This is a genomic window from Paraburkholderia sp. JPY465 (assembly GCF_050436725.1).
In the GTDB taxonomy this organism is placed as follows: Bacteria; Pseudomonadota; Gammaproteobacteria; order Burkholderiales; family Burkholderiaceae; genus Paraburkholderia; species Paraburkholderia youngii.
This window is the reverse complement of the sequence record NZ_JBNDMT010000006.1, coordinates 1,354,087-1,375,420: the sequence shown is the minus strand read 5'-3', so window position 1 is coordinate 1,375,420 and position 21,334 is coordinate 1,354,087. Positions and strand designations below refer to the sequence as shown.

Genomic DNA, 21,334 nt, shown 5'->3' with positions numbered 1-21,334 from the left:
CGCGCGTCAGAACGTGTCCCAGCTTTCTCCGTTGACTGTGGTGGCTGCAGCGGCGCGTGTCGCATTAGCCGTCAGCGCGACCGGCCTCGTGTTGGCTGAGGTATTCCGGGGTGCTCGCGGCGCAGTCCGCACCCGTGCCACCGGGACGCTTGCCGGGGCAACGGGTCTGCCCGGTGCGTGCGCAGCGGCCTGGGAATCCAGACGGAAGAACGACACGGCCTGGTTCAGCTGCCGGCCCTGATCCTCGAGCGATTTCGACGCCGCCGCCGCTTCTTCCACCAGCGCGGCATTCTGCTGCGTCACTTCGTCCATCTGCGTAATCGCCTGATTGACCTGCTCGATCCCGCGGCTCTGCTCGGTCGACGCGGCTGCGATTTCCCCCATGATGTCGGTCACCCGCGCCACGGCCTGTGTCACCTCCGCCATCGTCTTCCCCGCCTCGTTGGCAAGCGACGACCCATTCTGGATCTTCTGCACGGACGCGTTGATCAGATCCTTGATCTCCTTCGCGGCACTGGACGAGCGCTGAGCGAGGTTGCGCACTTCGCTCGCGACCACCGCGAACCCACGTCCCTGCTCGCCTGCACGGGCGGCCTCCACCGCGGCATTCAGCGCGAGGATGTTGGTCTGGAAGGCGATCCCCTCGATGATCCCGGTGATATCCGCGATCCTGGTAGAACTCGTCCTGATTTCGCTCATCGTATCGACCACCTCGCCAACGACCTGATTGCCCCGTCCCGCCACTTCGGATGCGTTGGCCGAGAGCGAGCTCGCCTGCTGCGCGTTTTCGGCATTCTGCTTCACCGTCGACGTCAGCTCCTCCATGCTTGCGGCGGTTTCCTGCAGTGACGCAGCCTGCTGTTCCGTACGCGTGGAAAGATCCACGTTGCCCGACGCGATTTGGCTCGAACCCGTCGCGATATTGTCAGCCGAAGTACGAACCTGACCGATCAGGTGAACGAGGCTGACCTGCATCTTGCCCATCGAGGCGAGCACGCTTCCGGTCGGCGCACTGTTCGCCCCCGGCACCGGGCTCAGGTCGCCGCCGGCCACGCGCTGCGTCACTTCGACCAGTGCCGTGGGCTCGGCGCCCAAAGCGCGTAGCAGGCTGCGGGTGATGACTGCGCCTGCCACGACCGCCAGCACGAGCGCAACCAGACAGATTGCAATCAACAGATTCCGCTGAGTCGCGAATTGATCGCTCGATTCGCGGACCAGTTGTTGGGCGCGTTCACGGGTGAAGTTCTCGTACTCGTTGGACGCCTTGATCAGGGCCGAAAGCAGTGGCCTGCATTGGGTATCGATTGCCGCAATCGCCGCGTCGCGCTGATTGCTCACCGCCAGCCTGTTGATTTCCAGGGCCACGGGACGGTAAAGCGCCTCGATCCTGGGAAGTTCAGCCGCGAGTCCGCGTGCCTTGTCGGTCATGTCGGAAGCGCCCGCTACCATGGTATTGAACTTTTCCAGGTTAGCCTCGACTCTGCGTTCAGCGTCGATGACGGCGGCCTTTTCAAGTTCGATGTCGGCAGGCGTGGTGACCAGCACCAGATTGCGCACCGCCACGGCCCGATCATCCACTGCAGTGCGGACAGCTTCAGCCACTGTGGCTCGTGCGTTAATACCATTGATGTAGCCGGAAAAGCGGTCATTCGCGTCGTTCAGCTCCTTCAAGGCGAGTCCTGAAACAATCAGTACAACAACGGCCAATGCTCCGAAAGCAACCGTAAGCTTTGTCTTCACGGACAAGTTATTCAGGATCATTTTTCGCTTCCATTTTCGACGGAAAGATACGTAAATGCGGGCGACCGTTGTTGATGCCCGAGTCACGCACCGGTATGCGGCCGCGCCCGTGGAAACTGATGCGCCTCGCATATGTATTTACGGCGGCGGACTTAATGAACTGAAGCCAGGATTGACCCGCCGATCAATTGCGCAAACGTTGGCGCGGCATTGATTTGTACTATCGCGGTTTAGGTATTGTTTAAGCGCGTTTTTATCAGACGAAATAGGATCGGCTAATATAGGAGATCACACCAATTTTCTCTGGCGTTGCAAATAAATCGTGATCTTCGCGAAAGCGATTTTTAAATTCGGTTGGCAGTCCCGACATGAGTTTGCGAGGGAACGGCGCCATTCGCGCGAGACCACGCTTACCGCCCCGTGCAACCAAACCGTTCCCGCGAAGGTTCTTACCGAGCGTTCCAGTCAGTGATCGGAATTACGGTCATAGGGCTCGTCCGGCAATTAGGTGCGCCGGATCTTTTCGCAGAAAGCTCATTTAAATTCTGGTTGTGACGTGAAGTCGGTAGGCAACATCACGAGAGTCCAAATGTCTTTCTCAGGTTTGCGTCGACGGGTCCGGCAGGCATGAAGCGACGCAATTTGCTTAGCAGAGAAGCCTGGCCTTTAGGAGTGCGCCTCATTCTCCATGCGCCCAACGCGGCATCGACAATCGTGGTTGCAACGCCATCAGGCGCTGGCGCCTCATCGACGTTCTTTTGAATCGCGCGGGACACGATGGCGCGCTCATCGTCATAAGCTGCGATTCTGGAAGCCGCATGCGGTGCATTGAGATCCAGATTGGTTCTGGTATAGGAAGGCTCGACAAGCACCACGCGGATTCCTAACTTGCGCACCTCATGATCCAAGGTTTCAGACATTCCCTCGACGGCATGCTTGGATGCTGAATAGAGCCCCATGTACGGAGCCGGAAGGAAGCCGAGCACTGAGCTCACATTGACGATTCTTCCCGAACGTTGCGAGCGCATGTGCGGCAGTACCGCTTGTGTTGTGCGCAAGATACCAAAAACGTTGGTATCGAATAGCGACTGAGCCTCGGCAATCGACGTTTCTTCCGTCGCGCCGAGCAGCGTCACGCCCGCGCTATTGACAAGCACGTCGATGCGCCCGGCTTCTGCGATGACGCTCTGGACTGCCCGTTGCACTGAGGCGTCGTTACAGACATCCATCTCGACCAGCACCACACCGGGGATCGATTGTGTGGTTGTAGCGTTGCGTACGGTGCCGAATACCCGGCAACCCTGCCTGGCAAACTTCTCCGCGGTGGCTCGTCCGATCCCCGACGACACACCGGTAACCACGACGACTTTGGAATTGGACATGACAGTTTCCTTCAATGCACGTGAATGGGAATAAAAGGCGGATCAGCCGCTCCGATTGATCTTGCAGCCAAGGTTCATTGCCTGGCAGCGAGTACGTCTTGCGGCAGGTCTTTCGCAGCCTGCGCCTGCTTATGCCTGCCTCCGTGCAGTTCAGTGGTATCGCCCGGCCGGATCCTGAACCAGATGGAATACATGGCCGGCAGGAACACCAGGGTCAGGATCGTCCCTGCAAAAGTGCCACCGATCAGCGTATAAGCGAGCGTCCCCCAGAACACCGAATGAGTCAGCGGGATGAACGCCAGGATCGCCGCCAGCGCGGTCAGGATCACGGGGCGCGCACGCTGCACGGTTGCCTCGATCACGGCATTGAACGGATCCAGCCCGGCCTGTTCGTTCTGATGAATCTGGCCAATCAGAATCAGCGTGTTGCGCATCACTATTCCCGATAGCGCAATGAGGCCGACCAGCGCATTGATACCGAACGGCTGCCGGAAAAGGATCAAGGTTGGCACGACACCGATCAGTCCCAGCGGGCTGGTCAGAAAGACCATGACCATCGCGGAGATCGAGCGCACCTGCAGGATGATGATGAGCAGCGTGACTGCGAGCATGATCGGAAAGAGCGGCAACATGGCTGTGGTCGCCTTGCCTGATTCTTCGATCGAGCCGGCCTGCTCGATACGGTAGCCGTCCGGCAGCTTGTCCATGATGGGCTGAAGCCGCCTCGTGATCGCCGTTGACACGTCTGGGGGCTGCAGACTCTCCGCGATGTCGCCGCGCACGGTAATCGTCGGCACCCGGTCGCGCCGGCGCATGATCGGTTCCTCCATGCGCACATCGACCTTGCCCACCTGCGACAGCGGGATGCGCTGGCCGTTTGCGCCAGCGAGCGTGAAGTCGCCGATCCGCGCCGGGTCGAGCCGGACCTCGCCAGCCGAGCGCGCGATGACCTGCACCGTGCGAATGTCCTCGCGGACGACGGTGACAGGCACACCGGTGAGCAGGAATTGCAGTTGTTGTGCGACCGCGCTCGATGTCAGCCCCACGGCCTGCAGCCGGTCCTGCTGCAGGGTGAAGTGCAGCGTGGGCGTGCGCGTGCCCCAGTCGGTGTTGACGGTGCGCATCATCGGACTCGCATCCATCACCTGCTGAACTTGCTCCGCGATACCGCGGAGCTTGTCCGGGTCCGGACCCGTGACCCGGTAAGCGACCGGGAACGGCGAGTAAGGGCCGAATATGAGCTGCGTGACGCGCAGGCGCGCCTCGGGCGCAAGCCCATCGGCAATGGCCTGGCGCAGCCGCTGTTTGAGTGCCTCGCGCTCGTCCTGGTTATCCGTGCGCACCACGATCTTGGCAAATGACGGATCGGGCAGTTCCGGTCCCATCGAGAAGTAGAACCGCGGGGCGCCCTGACCGACATAGGCTGTGACGATTCTCGCTTCCTTCTGTCTGGCCAGCCAGCCTTCGACCTTCGCTGTGGCGGCGCTGGTCTGGGCGATCGACGTGCCATACGGCATCTGCACCTCGATCAGCACTTCAGGGCGGTCGGAGATCGGGAAGAACTGTTTCTTGACTACCGCCATGCCGAGGACGGCCAGCACGAAGAGGCCCACGACCGACCCGGCGACCAGCCACTTGCGCGCAATGACGCGCTCCAGCACCTGACGGAAACGGTTGTATCGCGGCGTGTCATAAAGCGCGTCGTGGCCACCTTCGACTTTCCTGAAGTCGGGCAGCATCTTGACGCCGAGGTAGGGGGTGAACACCACGGCGACCACCCACGATGCGATCAGCGCGATTCCAACGATCCAGAACATGTTGCTGGTGTACTCGCCCGCAGTGGATCGGGCGAAGCCATTGGGCATGAAGCCGACCGCCGTGACCAGCGTGCCGGAGAGCATGGGCGCCGCGGTATGACTCCACGCATAAGCGGAGGCGGCAACGCGGCTGTAGCCCTCTTCCATCTTCACCACCATCATTTCGATAGCGATGATGGCGTCGTCCACCAGCAGGCCCAGCGCCAGGATCAGCGACCCCAGCGTGATGCGGTCGAAGTTCTTGCCGGTCGCGAGCATCACCAGGAAGACCACCGCCAGTGTTAGCGGCACGGCCGCGGCAACCACCAGGCCCACGCGCCAGCCCATGCTCACGAAGCTCACCAGCATGACCACCAGCAGGGCAGCGAAAAACTTCACCATGAACTCATCGACCGCCGAACTGATGTTGACGGCCTGGTCGGTGACCTTCGTCAGGCTCATGCCGAGCGGCAGCCCGCCGTTGATCGCGCCCACCTCACGGTCGAGCGCGTGACCGAGATCGAGCCCGTTCCAGCCGTCGCGCATCACGACGCCCAGCAGCAGCGCAGGTTCGCCGTTGTTGCGGATCAGGAACGTCGCCGGATCTTCATAGCCACGCGTGACGGTGGCAATGTCCGATAGCTTCAGCGTGCGTCCCTGCGCCACGACGGGCGTATCGCGGATCTTCTGCAACGCGTCGAACGCGCCGTCGAGGCGTATGAACACCTCCGGGCCTCTCGTCTGCACAGAGCCGGCGGGCGTCAGGGCATTCTGGCCGTTCAGCGCGGCGAACACGTCCTGCGGACTGACGCCCAGCGTCGCCAGACGATCATGCGAAAACTCGACATAGATCCGCTCCGCCTGCTCGCCAATGATGTTGACCTTCTTCACCCCCGGCACGTGCAGCAGCCGCTGGCGCAGAGTCTCGGCGTCGCGTACCAGCAGGCGCTGCGGTTCGCCCTTCGCCTTGAGCGCGAAAAGCGCAAACGTCACATCCGCGTATTCGTCGTTGACCATCGGCCCGATCACACCAGGCGGCAGGTTGCCTGCCTCGTCGCTGATTTTCTTGCGGGCCTGGTAGAACTGTTCCTGCACTTCCGAAGGCGGTGTGCTGTCGAGCAGGGTCAAGGTCGTGAAGGCGAGGCCCGGTCTCGTGTAGGTCTCCGTACGGTCATACCAGCGCAGTTCCTGCATGCGCTTTTCGATCTTTTCGGCGACCTGGTCCTGCATTTCCTGCGCGGTGGCTCCCGGCCAGGCAGTGATGATGGTCATCACTTTGACCGTGAAGGCGGGATCTTCGGCACGGCCGAGCGTGAAGAATGAAACGAGTCCGGCCAGCGAGATCAGGCAGATCAGGAACAGGGTAATGGAGCGCTCGCGCACGGCGAGCGCGGAGAGGTTGAAACGACCTTCGCTCACGGACGGGCTCCCTCGGTCGCGGTCACGGGAGCCTGCCCCGCCACACGGACCAGTTCACCTTCGCGTAGCAGATGCGCGCCGAGCGCGACGATCCGGTCGCCTTGCTTGATCTGGCCGATGATGCGGACGTCGTCGTCATCCACATGCTGGACCGTGACCGGCCGCCATGAGACCTTCGGCGGCTCACCGTCGACGACCCATACTCCCGGTCCCTTGCCCGCATCGAAAAGGGCGCCAAGCGGCACCTTCAGCGCGCTTTGCGCGGAACGATGCGCATCCGGGATCTGGATGGTGACCGTTGCTCCTAGCGGTGCATCGGACAGCGTGCCGTCGAGCACGTATCGAGCCTCGAAGGTGCGGGTGAGCGGGTCCGCAGCATCGGACAGTTGCCGCAATTCGGCGGGAACCGTGACGTCCTGCTTGCCGAAGAGCGTTGCCTGCGCGACGGAACCGACCTCAGGGCGCAGGGTTTCCGGCAACTGGATGACGGCCTCGCGACGTCCGGCGTGAGCCAGGCGCACTACGGTCTGCCCGGCGTTGACGACCTGGCCGGGCTCGGCCAGCGTTTCCATGACGACACCATCGGCGTCGGCCACCAGCTCCGTATAGCGACTCGCATTCAGCGCGACGTCGGCTTCGGCTTCGGCTGCGCTGAGCTGGGCTTTGGCAGCATCCGCCGCAGCCTTGACCTGGTCGTAGGCCGACGCGGAAATCGCGCCCGTGCCGCGCAGATCGCGGTAGCGCGCTTCATCTTCCGCAGTCTGCTGCGCCCGTGCCCGCGCGGCAGCGACGGCCTGCTGCTGCGCCTGCGCGGCCAGCTTCAGATCGACGGGATCGATGCGCATGAGCGGCTGGCCGCGCCTGACGCTCTGCCCGGCATTGACCAGCCGCTCCAGCACCTTGCCGGAGACCCGAAACCCCAAGTCGCTCTGCACCCGGGCGGCTACCGTACCGGTAAATGAGCGCGAGGCAGGCGGTGCGTCCCGAACGACGGCGGAGCGCACCAGCGGCGCCTCCGTGCGCGGATCGGGCGGTGCTTTTGCGCCGCAAGCGGCCAGCGCAAGCGGCAAGGAGAAGACGACGGCTGAGGTGGCGAGGCGACGCGCAAGCATGAAAGACCCATCGACGAAAAGATGATGGATCCGATTATGGTTCTAGTGACCAATATAGTCAACAGTCACCATTCGTGCGCGTTAAGGTGAGAGGCTTCGGAGCACCAGACTGGACAGCTTCGCCGGCGCCTCATCGGTGTAATCGAAGCTGTGTTGCAGGATCAGAGGGTTGAGGTACGGGCGCAAAACCAGGTAGATCGCCATCGCGGTCTCATCCAGCGGCGTCTTGCGCTCGAAGTCCCCGCTTTGCCGCCCCTCCTGGAGGATGTCCTGAAGCAGCTTCTGGATGCGCTCTTCATAGGCGAGCGTCGCCTGCCACTGCTCGGTGGCGGCCGACGCGGCAATCTCGTAAAGCTTGCGGTCCTGGGAGAACAGGCGAAGGCTCGCCTCGACGATCGCCTTGAACATCCGCCGCAGTTTCTCTGGCGGCCGGTCGACCTCTTCGACGGCAGCTTTGACCTCGCTTTCGATCTCACGCAGGCAGTTCGCGCAGATCATCTCGCCAATCGCCTGCTTGGACTCGAAGAACTTGTAGATATACGCCTTGGAAAAGCCGATGGACTTGGCGAGATCAGAGACGGTCGTTTTCTCGTAGCCATACCGGCTGAAGTGCTCGGTGGCCGCCGCAACGATCTGATCGCGCACCTCATGGTCGGCTGGGCCGCGGGCCGAAATGGGATAGGTGGCTGCATTTTTCATGGTTCCTAGCTTACCGCCGCTCGCGAAAATCGACAACAAGTGACTAAATTGTATTATAGTCACTTTCATCCGCCCTCCTCGCCCCGGAAGAAGCTCATGCTGCCCAAACGCACCCTTGCCATGCTTATCGCCGCCAGCCTATCGGCAGGCTGCGCGGTAGGTCCCGAATACGTTCGGCCCGATGTACCGATGCCGGAGCGGTTCATCGGCCAGGCCGCGGTCGATCAGCGGCATGCGACGGCCACTGCGGACCTCGACACCTGGTGGACGGGGTTCGGCGATCCGCAACTGACGCGATTCGTCGCGCTTGCGCTGGAGCAGAACCTTGACCTCGCGCAAGCTTCTGCTCGTGTCGCCCAGGCACGTGCGGCACTTGGGGCGGCGAATGCCGCGCTGCTGCCTTCCGGCAATGTCAGCGGCCAGGCAGCCAGGGTCTACCAGTCGGTTGAAACGCCCCTCGGGCGAGTTTTGAACTCGACGCCCAGTTTCGACCGCTACGGCAACGATTACGAAGCCAATCTCAGCGCGAGCTGGGAACTGGATGTGTTCGGAGGCCTGCGTCGTGGACGGGAAGCGGCGCTCGCCGAGTACGAGGCTTCGGAAGCCGGCGCCGCGGCCACACGCCTGGCCGTGGCGGCACAGACCGCCGACATCTACATCAGCATCCGCGGATTGCAAGCCCGTCTGAACGTTGCGCGGCGGCAGGTGCAGACGCAGCAGGATCTGCTCTCCACCATCAACCTTCTGTATGGCAAGGGGTTGGCAGCCGAGCTTCAGGTCAGACAGGCGGAGGGGGCACTTGCCCAGGTCCGGGCCTCCGTCCCGGTCCTCGAGACGGGCCTCGACGCGGCCATGAATGCACTGGATGTGATGCTCGGCGCCCAGCCCGGCGTACACCGGGCCGAGTTGCTCGAAGCCGGCGACATCCCCGTCCCCCCACAGATCGGAGCCACCGGATCCCCCCGCGCGCTGCTCAGACGCCGGCCCGACCTGATCGTGGCCGAGCGACACCTCGCCGCATCGAATGCACGTATTGGAGTGGCGATCGCCGAGTACTACCCCAAGGTCTCCCTCAGCGGACTGATCGGCAGCGCGACATCCGTGGCTAGCGGCAATCTGTTCTCGAGCGGCGCCAGCCAGGCCGCCGGCGTGCTCGGTCTGCGCTGGCGTCTGTTCGACTTCGGCCGGATCGATGCGCAGATCAACCAGGCCAAGGGCCAGCAGTCCGAGATGCTGGCTGCGTACCGGCTTGCCGCACTACATGCAACTGAGGACGTGGAGAACGCTTTTTCGGCACTGGTCAAGCGCGAGGAACAGGCCGCTGTGCTCAACCAGGGCGTGGACTCGCTCGGCCGCGCAAGAGCTGCCTCTTTTGCAGCCTATCAAAAAGGCGTGGTCAGCCTGATCGAAGTCCTGCAAGCCGACGACAGCCTGCTACGCACCTCCGATGCGCGAGTGCAGGCACAAACGGAGTCAGCCCGGGCAGCAGTTGCTGCTTTCAAGGCGCTCGGGGGTGGTTGGCAAGCCGGCGAATCCGCGGCGACGGTAGCCACCAGGTAGCTGGCGCACGCGCCGAAAGCACGCAAAGCGGCGTCGGGAAGCTCGCAATCTTTGTTGGTCGATGGCCGTTGCCGAGGATTCCGCTTCGCCCTCGCAGCGGAGCGACTACCTGTCGAAAAGTCCCTGCAGTCACTTGCCATCAGGAATTGGACGCGCAGCGTTTCGTCTGCGCCGCTTTATCGCATGTCACGCAAACGATTGAGCCGGGAAGAAACCCGCAAGCAGACCCGCAGGCGCCTGCTCGACGCAGCGGCCTCGAGCATTGCCAGGAAGGGGCTGGCCGCAACGAGCGTAGAGGATATCGCCGCCCGGGCCGGCTATACCCGTGGTGCGTTCTACTCGAACTTCGACAGCAAAAGCGACCTGTTCGTCGAACTGCTCCGTCGCGATCACCAGAACACCCGGGAAAACTTGCGGAAGCTGTTAGAGGACGGCTCGTCCAGCCAGGACCTGCGAAAGCAGCTCACCATGTTGTACGCGCAGCGCTATCGCGACGACGACAACTATGTCATGTGGGCCGAGGCCCGCCTGCATGCCATACGTGATGCGAAGTTTCGACAACAGATGAACGTCCTTTGGCTAGAAGAGCGCGATATGATCGCCTCCCTCATCGAGCAGTTCTGCAAGCACGTCAATATGCAAGTCCCAGGCGCGTGTGCCGCCCAGGCACTTGCCACGATCGCATTGATGGACGGCGTCCTCTATTTCACCATTACCATGCCCAACGAGCTGCCGAAGACTTCAGCCGAAGCGGTCGTGAGCAAGATCCTGACGAGAATGTTCACAAGTTCATCACCCTGAGTGAACCTTGCTTGGCGCAAGGTCCGTTCTAGCGGGCTGATCAATCCGTACCCGACGACGACGCGAAGCAGCGGTCTACGCGTACGAGATCGAGTTGGATTTCAGTAACCTCTTCCGCACGTTGGGTGCGAATCGCATCGTCGATGCGTTCGTCGGCCCCATAACGACGTGTCTTGTGGCCACTACCCGTTCATCGCAGAGACGCGCCGATTTAGCACGTGGCGGCGCAAGGTGGAAAGCGCAAAGATCTTTGCGCCCCGTAGCCAGCAAAAGCCTCCCGCGCAAACGTCCCCATTTTCGAGGCAGGCAGCGAATCCGCGCACGCGTGTGGGCCGTTAACCGCGTCTTTCGGACAGGCATAGGCAAACCTCCGAGGCACATGGACTGCTTGGGAAACATGCATCGAAGCGTAGAAGCCAGAGAGGATCGAGTGCACCGTCTGGGCGCTAATGGCTCATGGTCGAACGTATCAACCCGGTTACGCGGTTTGCGCCGCGTAGAAGACCCACTTACTACGGAGATTGGTCGCACCCGGCAAACGGGGAGGCGTCCATATAACTCAGAATGACCGACGTATCATTGCAGGTGACGCATCGGGAGTGGGTGATTCGTTCGTCACCGGACAAGAGAGGCTTTCACTACCACGCTCGCGTGGAGGTTGAGCGCCGCCCTCAGGACTACGTGGACAATCGCCAGGTCTTTCGCTTCATCGACATCGGCTATTTCGACACCGAGGCCTCCGCAAATGAGCGCGGTGTGGCCTGGGCGAAGGCATGGCTCGACGTCAACTTCTAAGCGTTGGCGATTCCCCTCACATCACGCAAGTCTCTGGATGCGTGCCGCTCGGTCTCGGGCATATTCGTTGCGCCAGTGAGGGCTCCGAACAACCTTTTAGGAGCTCACAAATGTCACAGCGAAAGACGGTCGATGATCTGTTCGTGCACATGCTTTCCGATATCTATAGCGCGGAGAAGCAACTGACACGAGCGCTGGCGAAACTCTCCCGCGCCGCTTCCGACCCGGCGCTAAGCGACGCATTCAAGACTCATCTTGAAGAAACGCAAGGACAGGTTGAACGGATCGACAAGGTGGTGGAAACCTGTGACATCCGCCTGAAGAGAATGAAGTGCATCGCGATGGAGGGATTGATAGAAGAAGGACAGGAACTGATCGACGAGATTGAAAAAGGGCCGGTCCTGGATGCGGGCCTCGTGGCTGCCGCGCAGAAGGTCGAACACTACGAGATCGCCACCTACGGTAGTCTCTGCGCCATCGGCAAGCAACTAGGTTTCACCGAAGCCGTGAAACTGCTGACAAAGACGCTGGACGAAGAAAAGGCGACGGACCTCAAGCTTACCGAGTTTGCGGAAAGGGCCGGTAACAAGAAGGCGACGCAACAGTAAACCATGAGGACACAGCGCAGGCGTACCGGTCGAAATGGTCTGCCTGCGCTTGCCATCTTGTGATTTACCTTCGATTTATGCCAACCACATTCGTCCGTGGGTGTGATGCTTCCATGCATCACTGGCCGTTTTGCTGCTTGCCATCCGTATTGTCGTTCGTGCCGTGGCCGGTGTTGGGACGGGTGCTATTGTTCATCCCGCTCGACCGATCCCTCGACGGGTTGTCAGGCGCAGCGCCAGTTCCGGTTCCTGTCGCACCCGTTGCCATCCCTCCAGCGCCCCCAGCATTGCCGCCGTCAGCGGCCACACCGTTACCGGTTCCGCCGCCGCCACCGGCCCCGCCCGCTCCGCCTCCGCCGCCACCCTGCGCGTAGGCGCCGCCCGACAGTGCCGTCACCAGCGCAGAAACCAGCATCGCTTTAGTCATGAACTTCATGGTTCGCCTCCATTCCATTGGATCGATGTCGCCAGCTGTCGGGCGCAACGCCGTAGTCGCTTCGTCACTTTCGACAGCCCGCTACTGCCGAAGGTCAGTCCCGCGGCAGCATCAACTGGAATGAGCAGGGGTTATTCCCGGGATTGCAGCAAAGAAATCCGAATGGGGTATGCCCTTGTGTCGTGCCGTGGCATGCCGAATGCGCGATCGCGATACATTCGTCGGCATTGAACGAGTCATGTCGCGGATTGCTCACTGCGCGAGCATTGGAAAGATCGACCGGCCGATGCCGCCGGGAGGAAGGGAGCCCCTTCCCCGTGGCAAGCGAACAGGTGAACCTGCTAATCCACATGACGATTCGCCTCGCGGACAGGTCAGGCCTTCTGCTGCTATTCCGGGCGTTGCACGACGGCGATGCGCAACTTGCGGGGGACGTCAGGCAGTTCGACGACCAGACCGTTGAACTGTGCATTTTCGCCACATGCTCGTCCGACGTGACATGGTTATGCGGAGAACTCGTCAACAGACAGCTTGTGGAAACCGTGCTGGTGCGACGACTCGACATCGACGCGACAAGCGGAATCTGATGAGCGCAAGCAGCCGCTTTGCGAGTACCCCCCATGCGTCAAGATACCCACGGATTCGACGGGCGCGAATGCCGGGGGCTTTCGTGAAGCCACGTTGCTTGTCGATCTCGCAAAGACCGCCACTGCTCTACCAATTGAGCTAACGGCCTGGCCAGCCAGAAAGTCGCCCGCCGCCGGGCAATTCTGGCGGCGGTGCTAACCGATATCGATGGTTCGAGTAGCGGACCGTGCCGGCTCCGTTTTTGGCACGGTCAATGTAAGAATGCCGTTGTCGAACTTTGCCAATGCATGGTCTGGGTCGGCATTGTCCGGCATCGGAATTCTGCGCACGAAGCTTCCATAGGCGCGCTCCAACCGATAGCATCCGTCTTCCTCGCTGCGCACGTCCTGCTTCTTTTCGCCACGCAGCACGATTGCCCCTTCCTCGACGCTCACGTTCAAGTCCTCGCGTACCATCCCGGGCAGTTCCGCAGTTACGCGAAGCACCGGCCCTTCGTCCACGACGTCGATGCGCGGCTGGAAGCGCGAGGAACTGAAGTCGCCAAACCATCGTTCAAACGGACCACCGCCTGCAAATGGGTCACGAAAGAATTCCTCCACGGCGCGCCACGGTTCGCGAAGAGATAGTCGTGGAATGTCAGGCCATGCGGCCCGCCACTCATCCGCGCGCCGACCGTCTGAGTCGTCCGCATCGGATTTGCGGGCGGTTCCGCGAAGGAACTTGAAGGGGTTCCATTTTTTCGGATCAGTGTTCATCGTGTGCTCCTTTCCTATCATCGACAAAACGGGATTCCGGTCTCCGCGCCACGACTGCTTCGACTCGACAGCCGAAAGGCGGTGGCTGGAGGACAGCATCCAGCTTCTTGCTACTGCTGTCCCCCTCCCCCGGCCGACTTCAGTCGGTACGCACCTCGATGAGGCGAGGTCGCGCTTCGTCATGGCGCGGTATCGTCAGCTTCAATACGCCGTCCTTCAGATTGGCTTCGATTTTCGACGCATCGAAGTCGGCGCTCATCGAGAACGCCCGCGCGAAGTGAGGCTCACGGATCTCCGCATGCTGCAGACGCAGTTCCGCCGGGGTCGGCACCATCGCCTCGGCTTCGATGTACAGGTTGCCATCGTGGACCTTGACCTCCAGCCGCTCCCTCGTCACGCCCGGCAGATCCGCCCACAGCGTGATGCCGTGGCTGTCCTCGAAGATGTCGACCGGCGGCGTCAATGTGATCCGGCGTTGCGATGCCTCACCGTCGCGCTGGGTCACCGCCGTTTGCTCCTTTCTGGCGAGTTCAGTCGTGTCGTTCATGATGTCCTCCGTAGTTCTGTCGGTGCTCACTGAACGGTAATCGCGCGCGGCTTCGACGCCTCGCTTTTGCCGATGCTCACCATCAGGCATCCATTGGTGTACCGCGCGCTCACCTTGCCAGGGTCCGCGTTTTGCGGAAGCTCGACCACGCGCCGGAAACTGCCGGCGAATCGCTCCTGTGCATAGGTGCGCGCATCGTCGCCGCGGGTTTCCGGTTGCGAGCTCGCGCGCTCGCCGCTGATGGTCAGCAAGCCCTTGTCTAGCGATACTTCGAGCCTGGCCGGATCGACCCCCGGCGCGAACGCGACGACCTCGATCGAGTCGTCGGTCGAACCGATGTTGATCTGCGGGAAGGCGCCCACGCGGCCCGAACGGATACTGGAAGGGAAGCCGCCGAAGAGGCTCGCCATCTGCCGTTGCAGACGGTCGAACTCACTGAACAGATCGGCCCCGAAGTAAAGGTCACTCATGATCGTTTCCTCCTTGGATGCAGCACGGAAACGAACCGGCCTACGCGCTCCAGTCCGTCTGCCGGGCTGCGGCAAACAAATCGAAACACGCAGCGCGCCGCATGGCGGGCGCGACTGCCTGAGCGGAATTTAGAATAGTATGCACGGTGAAAATTTCAAGGTGGGTGGCGTGAGTTGCTGTTCTGGAATTCGGCTCGCGTGCTGAGCGCTCCGGCCGGCATTCGCCGAAGGCTCGGGCGCTGCCCCTCGCCTCGATGCACTCCCGGCACAGTATCGGCCCGGAGGCGCCCTGCATCGTCCTTCACCGATCGGGAACCCGGACTCTCTGTTCCTAACTCGACATTTACGGACGGCTCAGCGCAATCGCGAACCGACATGCACCGGGCCCGACAAGCTCGCAATCGCCAACAAGCGGCATTCGTGGCACGCCGGTTGCACACCCACGATGCCGCGCATCGCGCGCGGGCATGGTGGCAGTGCCCGGTCGCAACAGTGCGTTGGAGAGACCGCTGCAAACTAGCTCAATCTGCCACCATCGCACCAAGGATGACGGATGAGTCAACGTCGGGCCAACACAAGCAGCACACGGGCCGCGAACCCGGGCGCCCGTTCTCGCGACGATCACTGCGATGTCGACCGCACGGAAGCGGGCCACCCGCGTATGCATCCCAAGATCGCGCTGGTTGCCAGCGCCATCGCCGGGAGTGCCGCCGCCGTCGCGCTGCTGCACTACTGGGGCCGCCTGCGTCAAACGCCGGCGCTTACTGAAGGAAGCCGGCTCGCTGGAATTCGAGGGCGCTGGGTGCAGGCGGGTCCGTACCGGATGTTCGCTCGGACCGCAAGCCCGACCGACGCCACCGCCACGAATACATTGGCCGCTCGCCCGCCAGTGATACTCGTCCATGGTCTCGTCGTCTCCAGCCGCTACATGGAACCGCTTGCGCTAGCGCTAGCCAGGTGGTTTCCAGTGTTTGCTCCCGATCTACCTGGCTTCGGTGAAAGCGCATTGCGCGGCCGCTGGCTCGATCTGCCCGGTCTCGCCGATGCTTTGCACCTGTGGCTGGTTGCCACCGGCCTCCGACCCGCCATTCTGGTGGGCAACTCGTTCGGCTGCCAGATCCTGACCGAGCTCGCCGCGCGTCATCCCGGCGACGTCAAGGCATTGGTGCTGCAAGGGCCCACCGCGGATCGCGGGGCCCGGCATCTGCCGGTCCAAATGTGGCGCGCCTTGGTCAACGGCCGCCGCGAGCGGCCTCATTCGCCGGCCGCGCCAGCGCGCATCGACTACGCCAAGGCCGGACTGCTGCGCGCACTGGCCACGATGCGCATCATGATTCGTGACCGCATCGAGAACCGGCTGCCGGTCGTTCGCGCGCCGGTCCTCGTGGTGTGCGGCTCACGGGACCCTGTGTCGCCGCGCGAGTGGGCCATCGAGGTGACCGCGCGGCTGCGCGCTGCGCAACTGGTCGTCATCGACGGCGGCACACACACCCTGAACTATGTGTATCCGCACAGTCTTGCGCTGGCGATCCGTCAGTTCGTCGACACGTTACCCGGCGAACCTTCCGGGCGAATGGAGCAGCCATGAGCGGCGCACCGCGAGGAATTGCGCGATTCGATTCGGCCGCCGCGATGGTCGGTGCACTGGGCGCCTGCCTGCATGGCAAGCCTTTTAGCAGCCCGAGCGGGTCACCACTGCTCGACCGCAGCATGCCGCTGATCAATCTCCTGCCTCGCTTCGCTCGCGAATGGGCGTACTCCATCGGCGGCGCAACCGAGGCGATAGGTGAGCGCGCGGCGCGGCGTCTCGACGTCGAGACCATAGCGACGTGGCTTGCCGATCGTTATCCGCGCCGCCAGTACCCGGCCGCCTTCGTTGGCTCGTCCAACGGCGCGCTCGTGCATCTGGCCGCCGCCATGGGCGTGCCCTGGCTGCCACAGACTTTTCTCTGCCCCGTCCGTGCGCCCGGCAGCGATCCCGATGATGCCGCAGCAGGCCTGCGCGACGGCAGACGTGCGCGCGAGGCGCTACTCGCAGCAGACGGACGAATCGCCGTTCACCACATGCACGATCCGAATCAGGACCGGCTCATGTTGCGCACGATGCGCTACTACCGCATCAAGCAGCGCGCGCTGGCGCTCGGGTTTCGCGAGTTCCTGCTACGCAGTCTGCCCGCCGGCGCGACGCTGTATGTAGACATATGCACGTTGCAGTGGCCCGTCACGCGTATCGGCGAGCGCGCCTTCTTTCAGTTTGGCGCGGCGGGTGGCGCGACACGCGACGAATACTTCGGTGGCGGCCCGCGCGTGCGGGAATACCTGGCCCGTTATGGCAGCGCCCGCACTTGCTGGGAGCCGCCCTCGCCGGATGCGCTCGCGCCTGAAGCCGAATGGGGCTTCGACATGAACCTGCTCGACTCTCTGCGTGCCCTCGCCCGGCAGGCCGACTGGCGTCTAGTCGAGTTTCGCTTCGAGGAACCCGAATCGCTGAGCTTTTTCGCGTTCGACACGCTGCGCGAATGGTACGGATTTGAAGGTATCGAGCCGCAGCATCTCGTCGTCGATAGCTTCGTCCTGCTCGATCCATACACGACGATGCATCTTGGCGCGTTGCCGTTCTGGCTGGTGTTCTGCACCGAGCCATCGGCACACAACCTCGCGCGGCTGCTTCAACGGGAAGGCCGTTTCGAACATATTGACCTGATGCTGTTTTCGCACGGCACCGAAGGCGTCGGCGTGGTGCCCGCGCGCGAGTGGCAAACGATCATCGCGGCGGCCTCGCCCGACGCGCGTCTGTGCGGCGTCGACGCGCAACGTTTTCCTCTCGACTTTGCCACCTTTGTGCGCTTCGACGAAGCACTCGCTCAACGCGGCAGCGAAAGGCCACGCATGCCCTCACCGGCGCCGCTGACCGTGCAAGCATTCGACGCCGCCCTGCTGCGTCACGGGAGCCGGTATGGCGTCGCCGCGACGCTGCCGGGTGCCGAGCAGGTGTCATGACCGGCGCCACCGCGCTGCTGGCCTGGTTTTGCGGGGCCTGCGCCGCGACATATGGCGCGGCGGCCGCCACACTATTCTGGATACAGGGACGCCTGATTTATCCGGGGGAATGGCGGCGGCGTGAGCCGAACGAAGCGGGACTCGCCGACATGTCGGTCGTGACCGCCACCACAGCGGACGGACTCGATCTGCGTGGCTGGTACAAAGCGCCGGCATCGTCTCGACGCTTGACCGTCGTGCTTTTTCACGGCAACGGCGAAGACCTCTCGCAACGCGGGCATATCGCGCGCGCACTGCTCGACTGCGGCTACGGAGTCTACCTCGCCGAGTATCGCGGCTACGGAGGCAATTCGGGCATACCTCACGAAGCGGGCCTTTACGAGGATGGGCGCGCAGCACTTCGCTTCGTCGAGCGTACGAATGCGCGCATCGTTCTGCACGGCTATTCGCTCGGCTCCGGCGTGGCGGTGCAACTCGCCGCCGAAGCACAGTCTCAAGGGCAGATCGAAGGCCTGATCCTCGAAGCGCCCTTTACACGGATCGCAGATGTCGCGGCACAGGTCTTCTGGTTCATGCCAGTGGGCCTGCTGGTTCGCGATCAGTATGACAATCTCGCGAAGATCGCGCGGGTGCGGGTGCCCGTCGTGATCTATGGCGGCACCAATGACAACGTGATCCCACCGCAGCATTTCGCCCACCTATATGCGCACACTGCCGCGCCGCGGCGACTATTCATGCTGGAGGGTGCGGATCACACCAATTGCTGGGAACGCGGCGGCGGCGAAACCGTACTGAGACTTCTCGAGGATATCGAAAAGGCTTCCGGGACAGGCCGATAGCAGCACAGGACAGGAGCTTGTGCGCCCCTAGGCGGCCGTGCGCAAGGCGCCGATCGAAGGGCGCGACTCGCCCGGTGGGAAGATGTACCAAGCGCCATCGTCGTGACGGAAGAAGAACATCCCCACTTCGCCCATGGCGCCGGCCGCGCTAACGTAGACGCACGACCCCCGCCAGCGTCGGCCATGCGCTAACCGCTTTGCGCGTACCTGCTTCTCTGGCTGCAAGCCGAGCCATTTGTCCGCCATGGCATGCAGCGACCGCGGCTTCCTCTCCATCATCGTCTCCTTCACCGCGCGGTGCAAAGATGGGGCGGGTCGACGGTATCGTCGCCGAATTACGGCCGGGGCGCCCGCCCGAATTGGTTGCGCTCGAGACCGGATCAGTCGCGATGGCGCGACGCATTGGCGAGCACGCCGGGCGTCGGGTAGCGCGACTCGCTGGCAAAATCGGCGGCGCGCGTTACGTCGAACCGTACCGGATTCCGTGGAGTCGGGTCCGTCGCATGGAGGTCGACATCGAGGTGGACCTGGATGCGCGCGATACCCCGCTTGGCAACTGGCAGCGCTGGCTACGCGAGCACATCGTCGAGCGTATTCCGGGATCGCGATAATGGCGCAGATCAACATCGATCTGATCGTCGGTCGGCAAGTGCTGACGCGAGACGGCTCATCACTAGGCCGCATAGAGGCGATCAAGGTGGTTCGCGACCACGACGCCTGGATGATCAGCGAATTTCACATCGGTCCCAGTGCATTGGTCGAGCGGCTCGCCGTCCGCTGGCTGCCAAGGCTGTTGCGTGAAGTGGCACAGCGCAAGGGGCGCTGGCGGCATCATCGGATTGCGTGGAACCAGATCGACGTCTCCGATCCCAGGCACCCGCGCCTGCTGTGCGATGTGGCTGAGGTTCACGGACTGGCGTAGCCGCTGAAATCTCGACCGGAGGCCGGAACGCGGCACAGAGCGTGCTTCCCGCTTAAGCGATAGAAAAAAGGACGGGGCGCCAAATGGCCGAGTATCTGAGCGCAATCTTTCGCTCGTATCGCGATGCTTCCGACGCACGCCAGGTTCTCGCTGAGTCCGGTTTATGTGAGCTGGACGTGTTCGTTTTCTCACTCGCGGCTTCGCCTGGCGCCGCGAAATGGGTGCTCCCGACGCACGAAATGGATCATGCGGAATATGCGGCTCACGGGGAATGGGGGTTGAACGCCGTCAACCGGTTCGTCGAGCCGCAAGCCGACTGTTTCGTGGCGAGCCTGCGTGAGGACAGCCGTGCCGCCCACGCATTGCTGGTCGCCGCCGATCCGCCGCCGGCACTGCTGGTACAGATTTGCGCAAGGCTGAAAGACTGCGGGGCGTTCGCCCTGAGGCCGCCGGGCTCCCGCTGGCGACTTTGCAACTCGCACTGACGTCCCGGGGCCAGCCGCCCTTCTGCTGAAACACATGAAGGGTCGGCTGCGCGCCTTTGTTGTCGCCGCCGATACGAAATGAAGAAAGTGCCTGGAAGTTCTACGGTTTCATCACCACCTTGATGCAGCCGTCTTCCTTCTCCCGAAACACGCGGTACATGTCGGGCCCTTGTTCGAGTGGAACCGTATGGGTGATCACGAACGACGGATCGATATGCCCATCCTGGATCCGCTTCAGCAGATCGTCGGTCCAGCGATTCACGTGCGTCTGCCCCATGCGAAACGTCAAGCCCTTGTTCATCGCGGCGCCGAACGGGATCTTGTCGATCAGGCCGCCGTACACGCCCGGAATCGACAGCACGCCCGCCGGCCGGCATACGTAGATCATTTCGCGCAGCACATGCGGACGGTCCGTTTCGAGCATCACCGCCTGCTTTGCGCGGTCGTAAAGCGCATCGAACGAGCGCGTCGCATGCGATTCCATACCGACCGCGTCGATGCATTTTTCCGGACCCTTGCCCTGCGTTAGTTCCTTCAACCGGTCGAGCACGCTCTCGTCCTCGAAGTTGATCGTGATCGCGCCGACGGCGCGCGCCATGTCGAGGCGCTCGGGAACGCGGTCGATCACGATCACCTGCTTTGCGCCGAGCAGGATCGCACTGCGGATCGCGAACTGGCCGACCGGGCCAGCGCCCCAGATCGCGACAGTGTCGGTCGGCTGTATTTCGCATTGCACCGCGGCCTGCCAGCCGGTCGGCAAAATATCGCCAAGAAACAACACCTGTTCGTCGGTCAGGCCGTCGGGAATCTTGACCGGCGTGACGTCCGCGAACGGCACGCGCACGTATTCGGCTTGCCCGCCCGGATAGCCGCCCGTCAGATGCGAGTAGCCGAAAAGGCCAGCGGTGGTATGGCCGAACACCTTGTCGGCCATCTCCTTGTTGCGGTTCGAACGCTCACACACCGAAAAGAAGCCACGCCGGCACTGATCGCACTCGCCGCACGCGATCGTAAACGGCACGACGACGCGCTCGCCCACTTTCAGCCTCGCGTTGCCGGAGCCGACTTCAACGACCTCCCCCATGAACTCATGGCCGAGGATGTCGCCCGACTTCATCGACGGCATAAAGCCATCGAACAGATGCAGGTCCGAGCCGCAGATGGCGCAACTGGACACCTTGATGATCGCATCGCGCGGATGCTCGATGACCGGGTCCGGGACGTTGTCGACGCGGACGTCTTTCTTGCCGTGCCAGCAAAGGGCTCTCATGTCGTGCCTCGTAGTCGATGGGCCCGTCGCGCGGGCCAACAGGGTCGGGATTCGCGGATACGCGTGCGACGATGCGGCGTGTCGATCGCGCCGACGCCATCGCAAGCGCC

Annotated in this window: 21 protein-coding genes; 11 read left to right on the top strand and 10 right to left on the bottom strand. The window is 62.6% G+C overall.

The features are described from left to right. Nucleotides 1-6: 6 nt before the first annotated feature. From QFZ94_RS39740 to QFZ94_RS39720, 5 genes are all read right to left on the bottom strand, one after another. Nucleotides 7-1,761, bottom strand: coding sequence for a methyl-accepting chemotaxis protein (locus QFZ94_RS39740; RefSeq protein WP_429463417.1), 1,755 nt, complete (start codon nt 1,759-1,761; stop codon nt 7-9). Nucleotides 1,762-2,315: 554 nt separating this feature from the next. After that, nucleotides 2,316-3,122 carry an oxidoreductase gene (locus tag QFZ94_RS39735; protein WP_429463415.1) on the bottom strand — a complete coding sequence of 269 codons (807 nt, stop codon included), beginning with the start codon at nt 3,120-3,122 and terminating at the stop codon, nt 2,316-2,318. 74 nt (nt 3,123-3,196) lie between these two features. Continuing rightward, complete coding sequence (locus QFZ94_RS39730; RefSeq protein ID WP_429463413.1) at nt 3,197-6,337, bottom strand: efflux RND transporter permease subunit; 3,141 nt, start codon at nt 6,335-6,337, stop codon at nt 3,197-3,199. Next, complete coding sequence (locus QFZ94_RS39725; protein WP_429463411.1) at nt 6,334-7,449, bottom strand: efflux RND transporter periplasmic adaptor subunit; 1,116 nt, start codon at nt 7,447-7,449, stop codon at nt 6,334-6,336. The genes QFZ94_RS39730 and QFZ94_RS39725 overlap by 4 nt, the downstream gene beginning before the upstream one ends. An 81-nt stretch (nt 7,450-7,530) precedes the next feature. After that, nucleotides 7,531-8,148 (bottom strand): TetR/AcrR family transcriptional regulator, encoded by a 618-nt coding sequence (locus QFZ94_RS39720; protein WP_368581472.1) that lies wholly within the window; start codon nt 8,146-8,148, stop codon nt 7,531-7,533. A 96-nt stretch (nt 8,149-8,244) separates the two neighbouring features. Here QFZ94_RS39720 and QFZ94_RS39715 point away from each other — a divergent pair, with 96 nt between their 5' ends. The 4 genes from QFZ94_RS39715 to QFZ94_RS39700 all read left to right on the top strand — a co-directional run bounded on the left by QFZ94_RS39715 (nt 8,245) and on the right by QFZ94_RS39700 (nt 11,912). Continuing rightward, entirely contained in the window at nt 8,245-9,708 is a 1,464-nt protein-coding gene (locus tag QFZ94_RS39715; protein WP_429463408.1) for an efflux transporter outer membrane subunit, read from the top strand. A 183-nt stretch (nt 9,709-9,891) separates the two neighbouring features. Then, nucleotides 9,892-10,509 carry a TetR/AcrR family transcriptional regulator gene (locus QFZ94_RS39710; RefSeq protein ID WP_429463406.1) on the top strand — a complete coding sequence of 206 codons (618 nt, stop codon included), beginning with the start codon at nt 9,892-9,894 and terminating at the stop codon, nt 10,507-10,509. Nucleotides 10,510-11,073: 564 nt separating this feature from the next. Continuing rightward, nucleotides 11,074-11,304 (top strand): hypothetical protein, encoded by a 231-nt coding sequence (locus QFZ94_RS39705; protein ID WP_429463404.1) that lies wholly within the window; start codon nt 11,074-11,076, stop codon nt 11,302-11,304. 110 nt (nt 11,305-11,414) lie between these two features. Then, complete coding sequence (locus tag QFZ94_RS39700; RefSeq protein ID WP_429463402.1) at nt 11,415-11,912, top strand: ferritin-like domain-containing protein; 498 nt, start codon at nt 11,415-11,417, stop codon at nt 11,910-11,912. A gap of 118 nt (nt 11,913-12,030) precedes the next feature. On the opposite strand, the gene QFZ94_RS39695 is transcribed toward QFZ94_RS39700, so the two are convergent. Continuing rightward, on the bottom strand, nt 12,031-12,348 hold the full coding sequence (locus QFZ94_RS39695; protein WP_429463400.1) for a hypothetical protein: 318 nt from the start codon (nt 12,346-12,348) through the stop codon (nt 12,031-12,033). Between the two features lie 317 nt (nt 12,349-12,665). Between QFZ94_RS39695 and QFZ94_RS39690 the strand changes: the two genes are divergently transcribed. Next, complete coding sequence (locus QFZ94_RS39690) at nt 12,666-12,935, top strand: hypothetical protein (RefSeq protein ID WP_429463398.1); 270 nt, start codon at nt 12,666-12,668, stop codon at nt 12,933-12,935. A gap of 195 nt (nt 12,936-13,130) precedes the next feature. On the opposite strand, the gene QFZ94_RS39685 is transcribed toward QFZ94_RS39690, so the two are convergent. From QFZ94_RS39685 to QFZ94_RS39675, 3 genes are all read right to left on the bottom strand, one after another. Further along, nucleotides 13,131-13,691, bottom strand: coding sequence for an Hsp20/alpha crystallin family protein (locus QFZ94_RS39685; protein WP_410848384.1), 561 nt, complete (start codon nt 13,689-13,691; stop codon nt 13,131-13,133). A 139-nt stretch (nt 13,692-13,830) separates the two neighbouring features. Continuing rightward, entirely contained in the window at nt 13,831-14,238 is a 408-nt protein-coding gene (locus QFZ94_RS39680) for an Hsp20/alpha crystallin family protein (protein ID WP_429463395.1), read from the bottom strand. Nucleotides 14,239-14,264: 26 nt separating this feature from the next. Further along, nucleotides 14,265-14,708 carry an Hsp20/alpha crystallin family protein gene (locus QFZ94_RS39675; protein WP_368581464.1) on the bottom strand — a complete coding sequence of 148 codons (444 nt, stop codon included), beginning with the start codon at nt 14,706-14,708 and terminating at the stop codon, nt 14,265-14,267. A 553-nt stretch (nt 14,709-15,261) separates the two neighbouring features. Between QFZ94_RS39675 and QFZ94_RS39670 the strand changes: the two genes are divergently transcribed. The 6 genes from QFZ94_RS39670 (at nt 15,262) to QFZ94_RS39645 (ending at nt 19,954) form a co-directional block, all read left to right on the top strand. Further along, nucleotides 15,262-16,296: an alpha/beta fold hydrolase gene (locus tag QFZ94_RS39670; RefSeq protein WP_429463393.1), complete on the top strand. Its 1,035-nt coding sequence runs from the start codon at nt 15,262-15,264 to the stop codon at nt 16,294-16,296. After that, nucleotides 16,293-17,708, top strand: coding sequence for a hypothetical protein (locus QFZ94_RS39665; RefSeq protein ID WP_429463391.1), 1,416 nt, complete (start codon nt 16,293-16,295; stop codon nt 17,706-17,708). The genes QFZ94_RS39670 and QFZ94_RS39665 overlap by 4 nt, the downstream gene beginning before the upstream one ends. Further along, nucleotides 17,705-18,547 (top strand): alpha/beta hydrolase, encoded by an 843-nt coding sequence (locus QFZ94_RS39660; protein ID WP_429463389.1) that lies wholly within the window; start codon nt 17,705-17,707, stop codon nt 18,545-18,547. Before QFZ94_RS39665 ends, QFZ94_RS39660 begins: the two co-directional genes overlap by 4 nt. A gap of 305 nt (nt 18,548-18,852) precedes the next feature. After that, the gene (locus tag QFZ94_RS39655) at nt 18,853-19,158 is read left to right on the top strand and encodes a hypothetical protein (protein WP_368581460.1); all 306 of its coding nucleotides are present in this window, start codon (nt 18,853-18,855) and stop codon (nt 19,156-19,158) included. Further along, complete coding sequence (locus tag QFZ94_RS39650; protein ID WP_410848378.1) at nt 19,158-19,469, top strand: hypothetical protein; 312 nt, start codon at nt 19,158-19,160, stop codon at nt 19,467-19,469. Before QFZ94_RS39655 ends, QFZ94_RS39650 begins: the two co-directional genes overlap by 1 nt. 83 nt (nt 19,470-19,552) lie before the next feature. Then, nucleotides 19,553-19,954: a hypothetical protein gene (locus QFZ94_RS39645; RefSeq protein ID WP_429463387.1), complete on the top strand. Its 402-nt coding sequence runs from the start codon at nt 19,553-19,555 to the stop codon at nt 19,952-19,954. Nucleotides 19,955-20,054: 100 nt separating this feature from the next. Here the strand turns inward: QFZ94_RS39645 and QFZ94_RS39640 are convergent, their stop codons facing one another. Continuing rightward, a complete protein-coding gene (locus tag QFZ94_RS39640) occupies nt 20,055-21,224 on the bottom strand; it encodes a zinc-dependent alcohol dehydrogenase (protein ID WP_368581457.1) in 1,170 nt (389 codons plus the stop codon). Nucleotides 21,225-21,334: the final 110 nt, after the last annotated feature.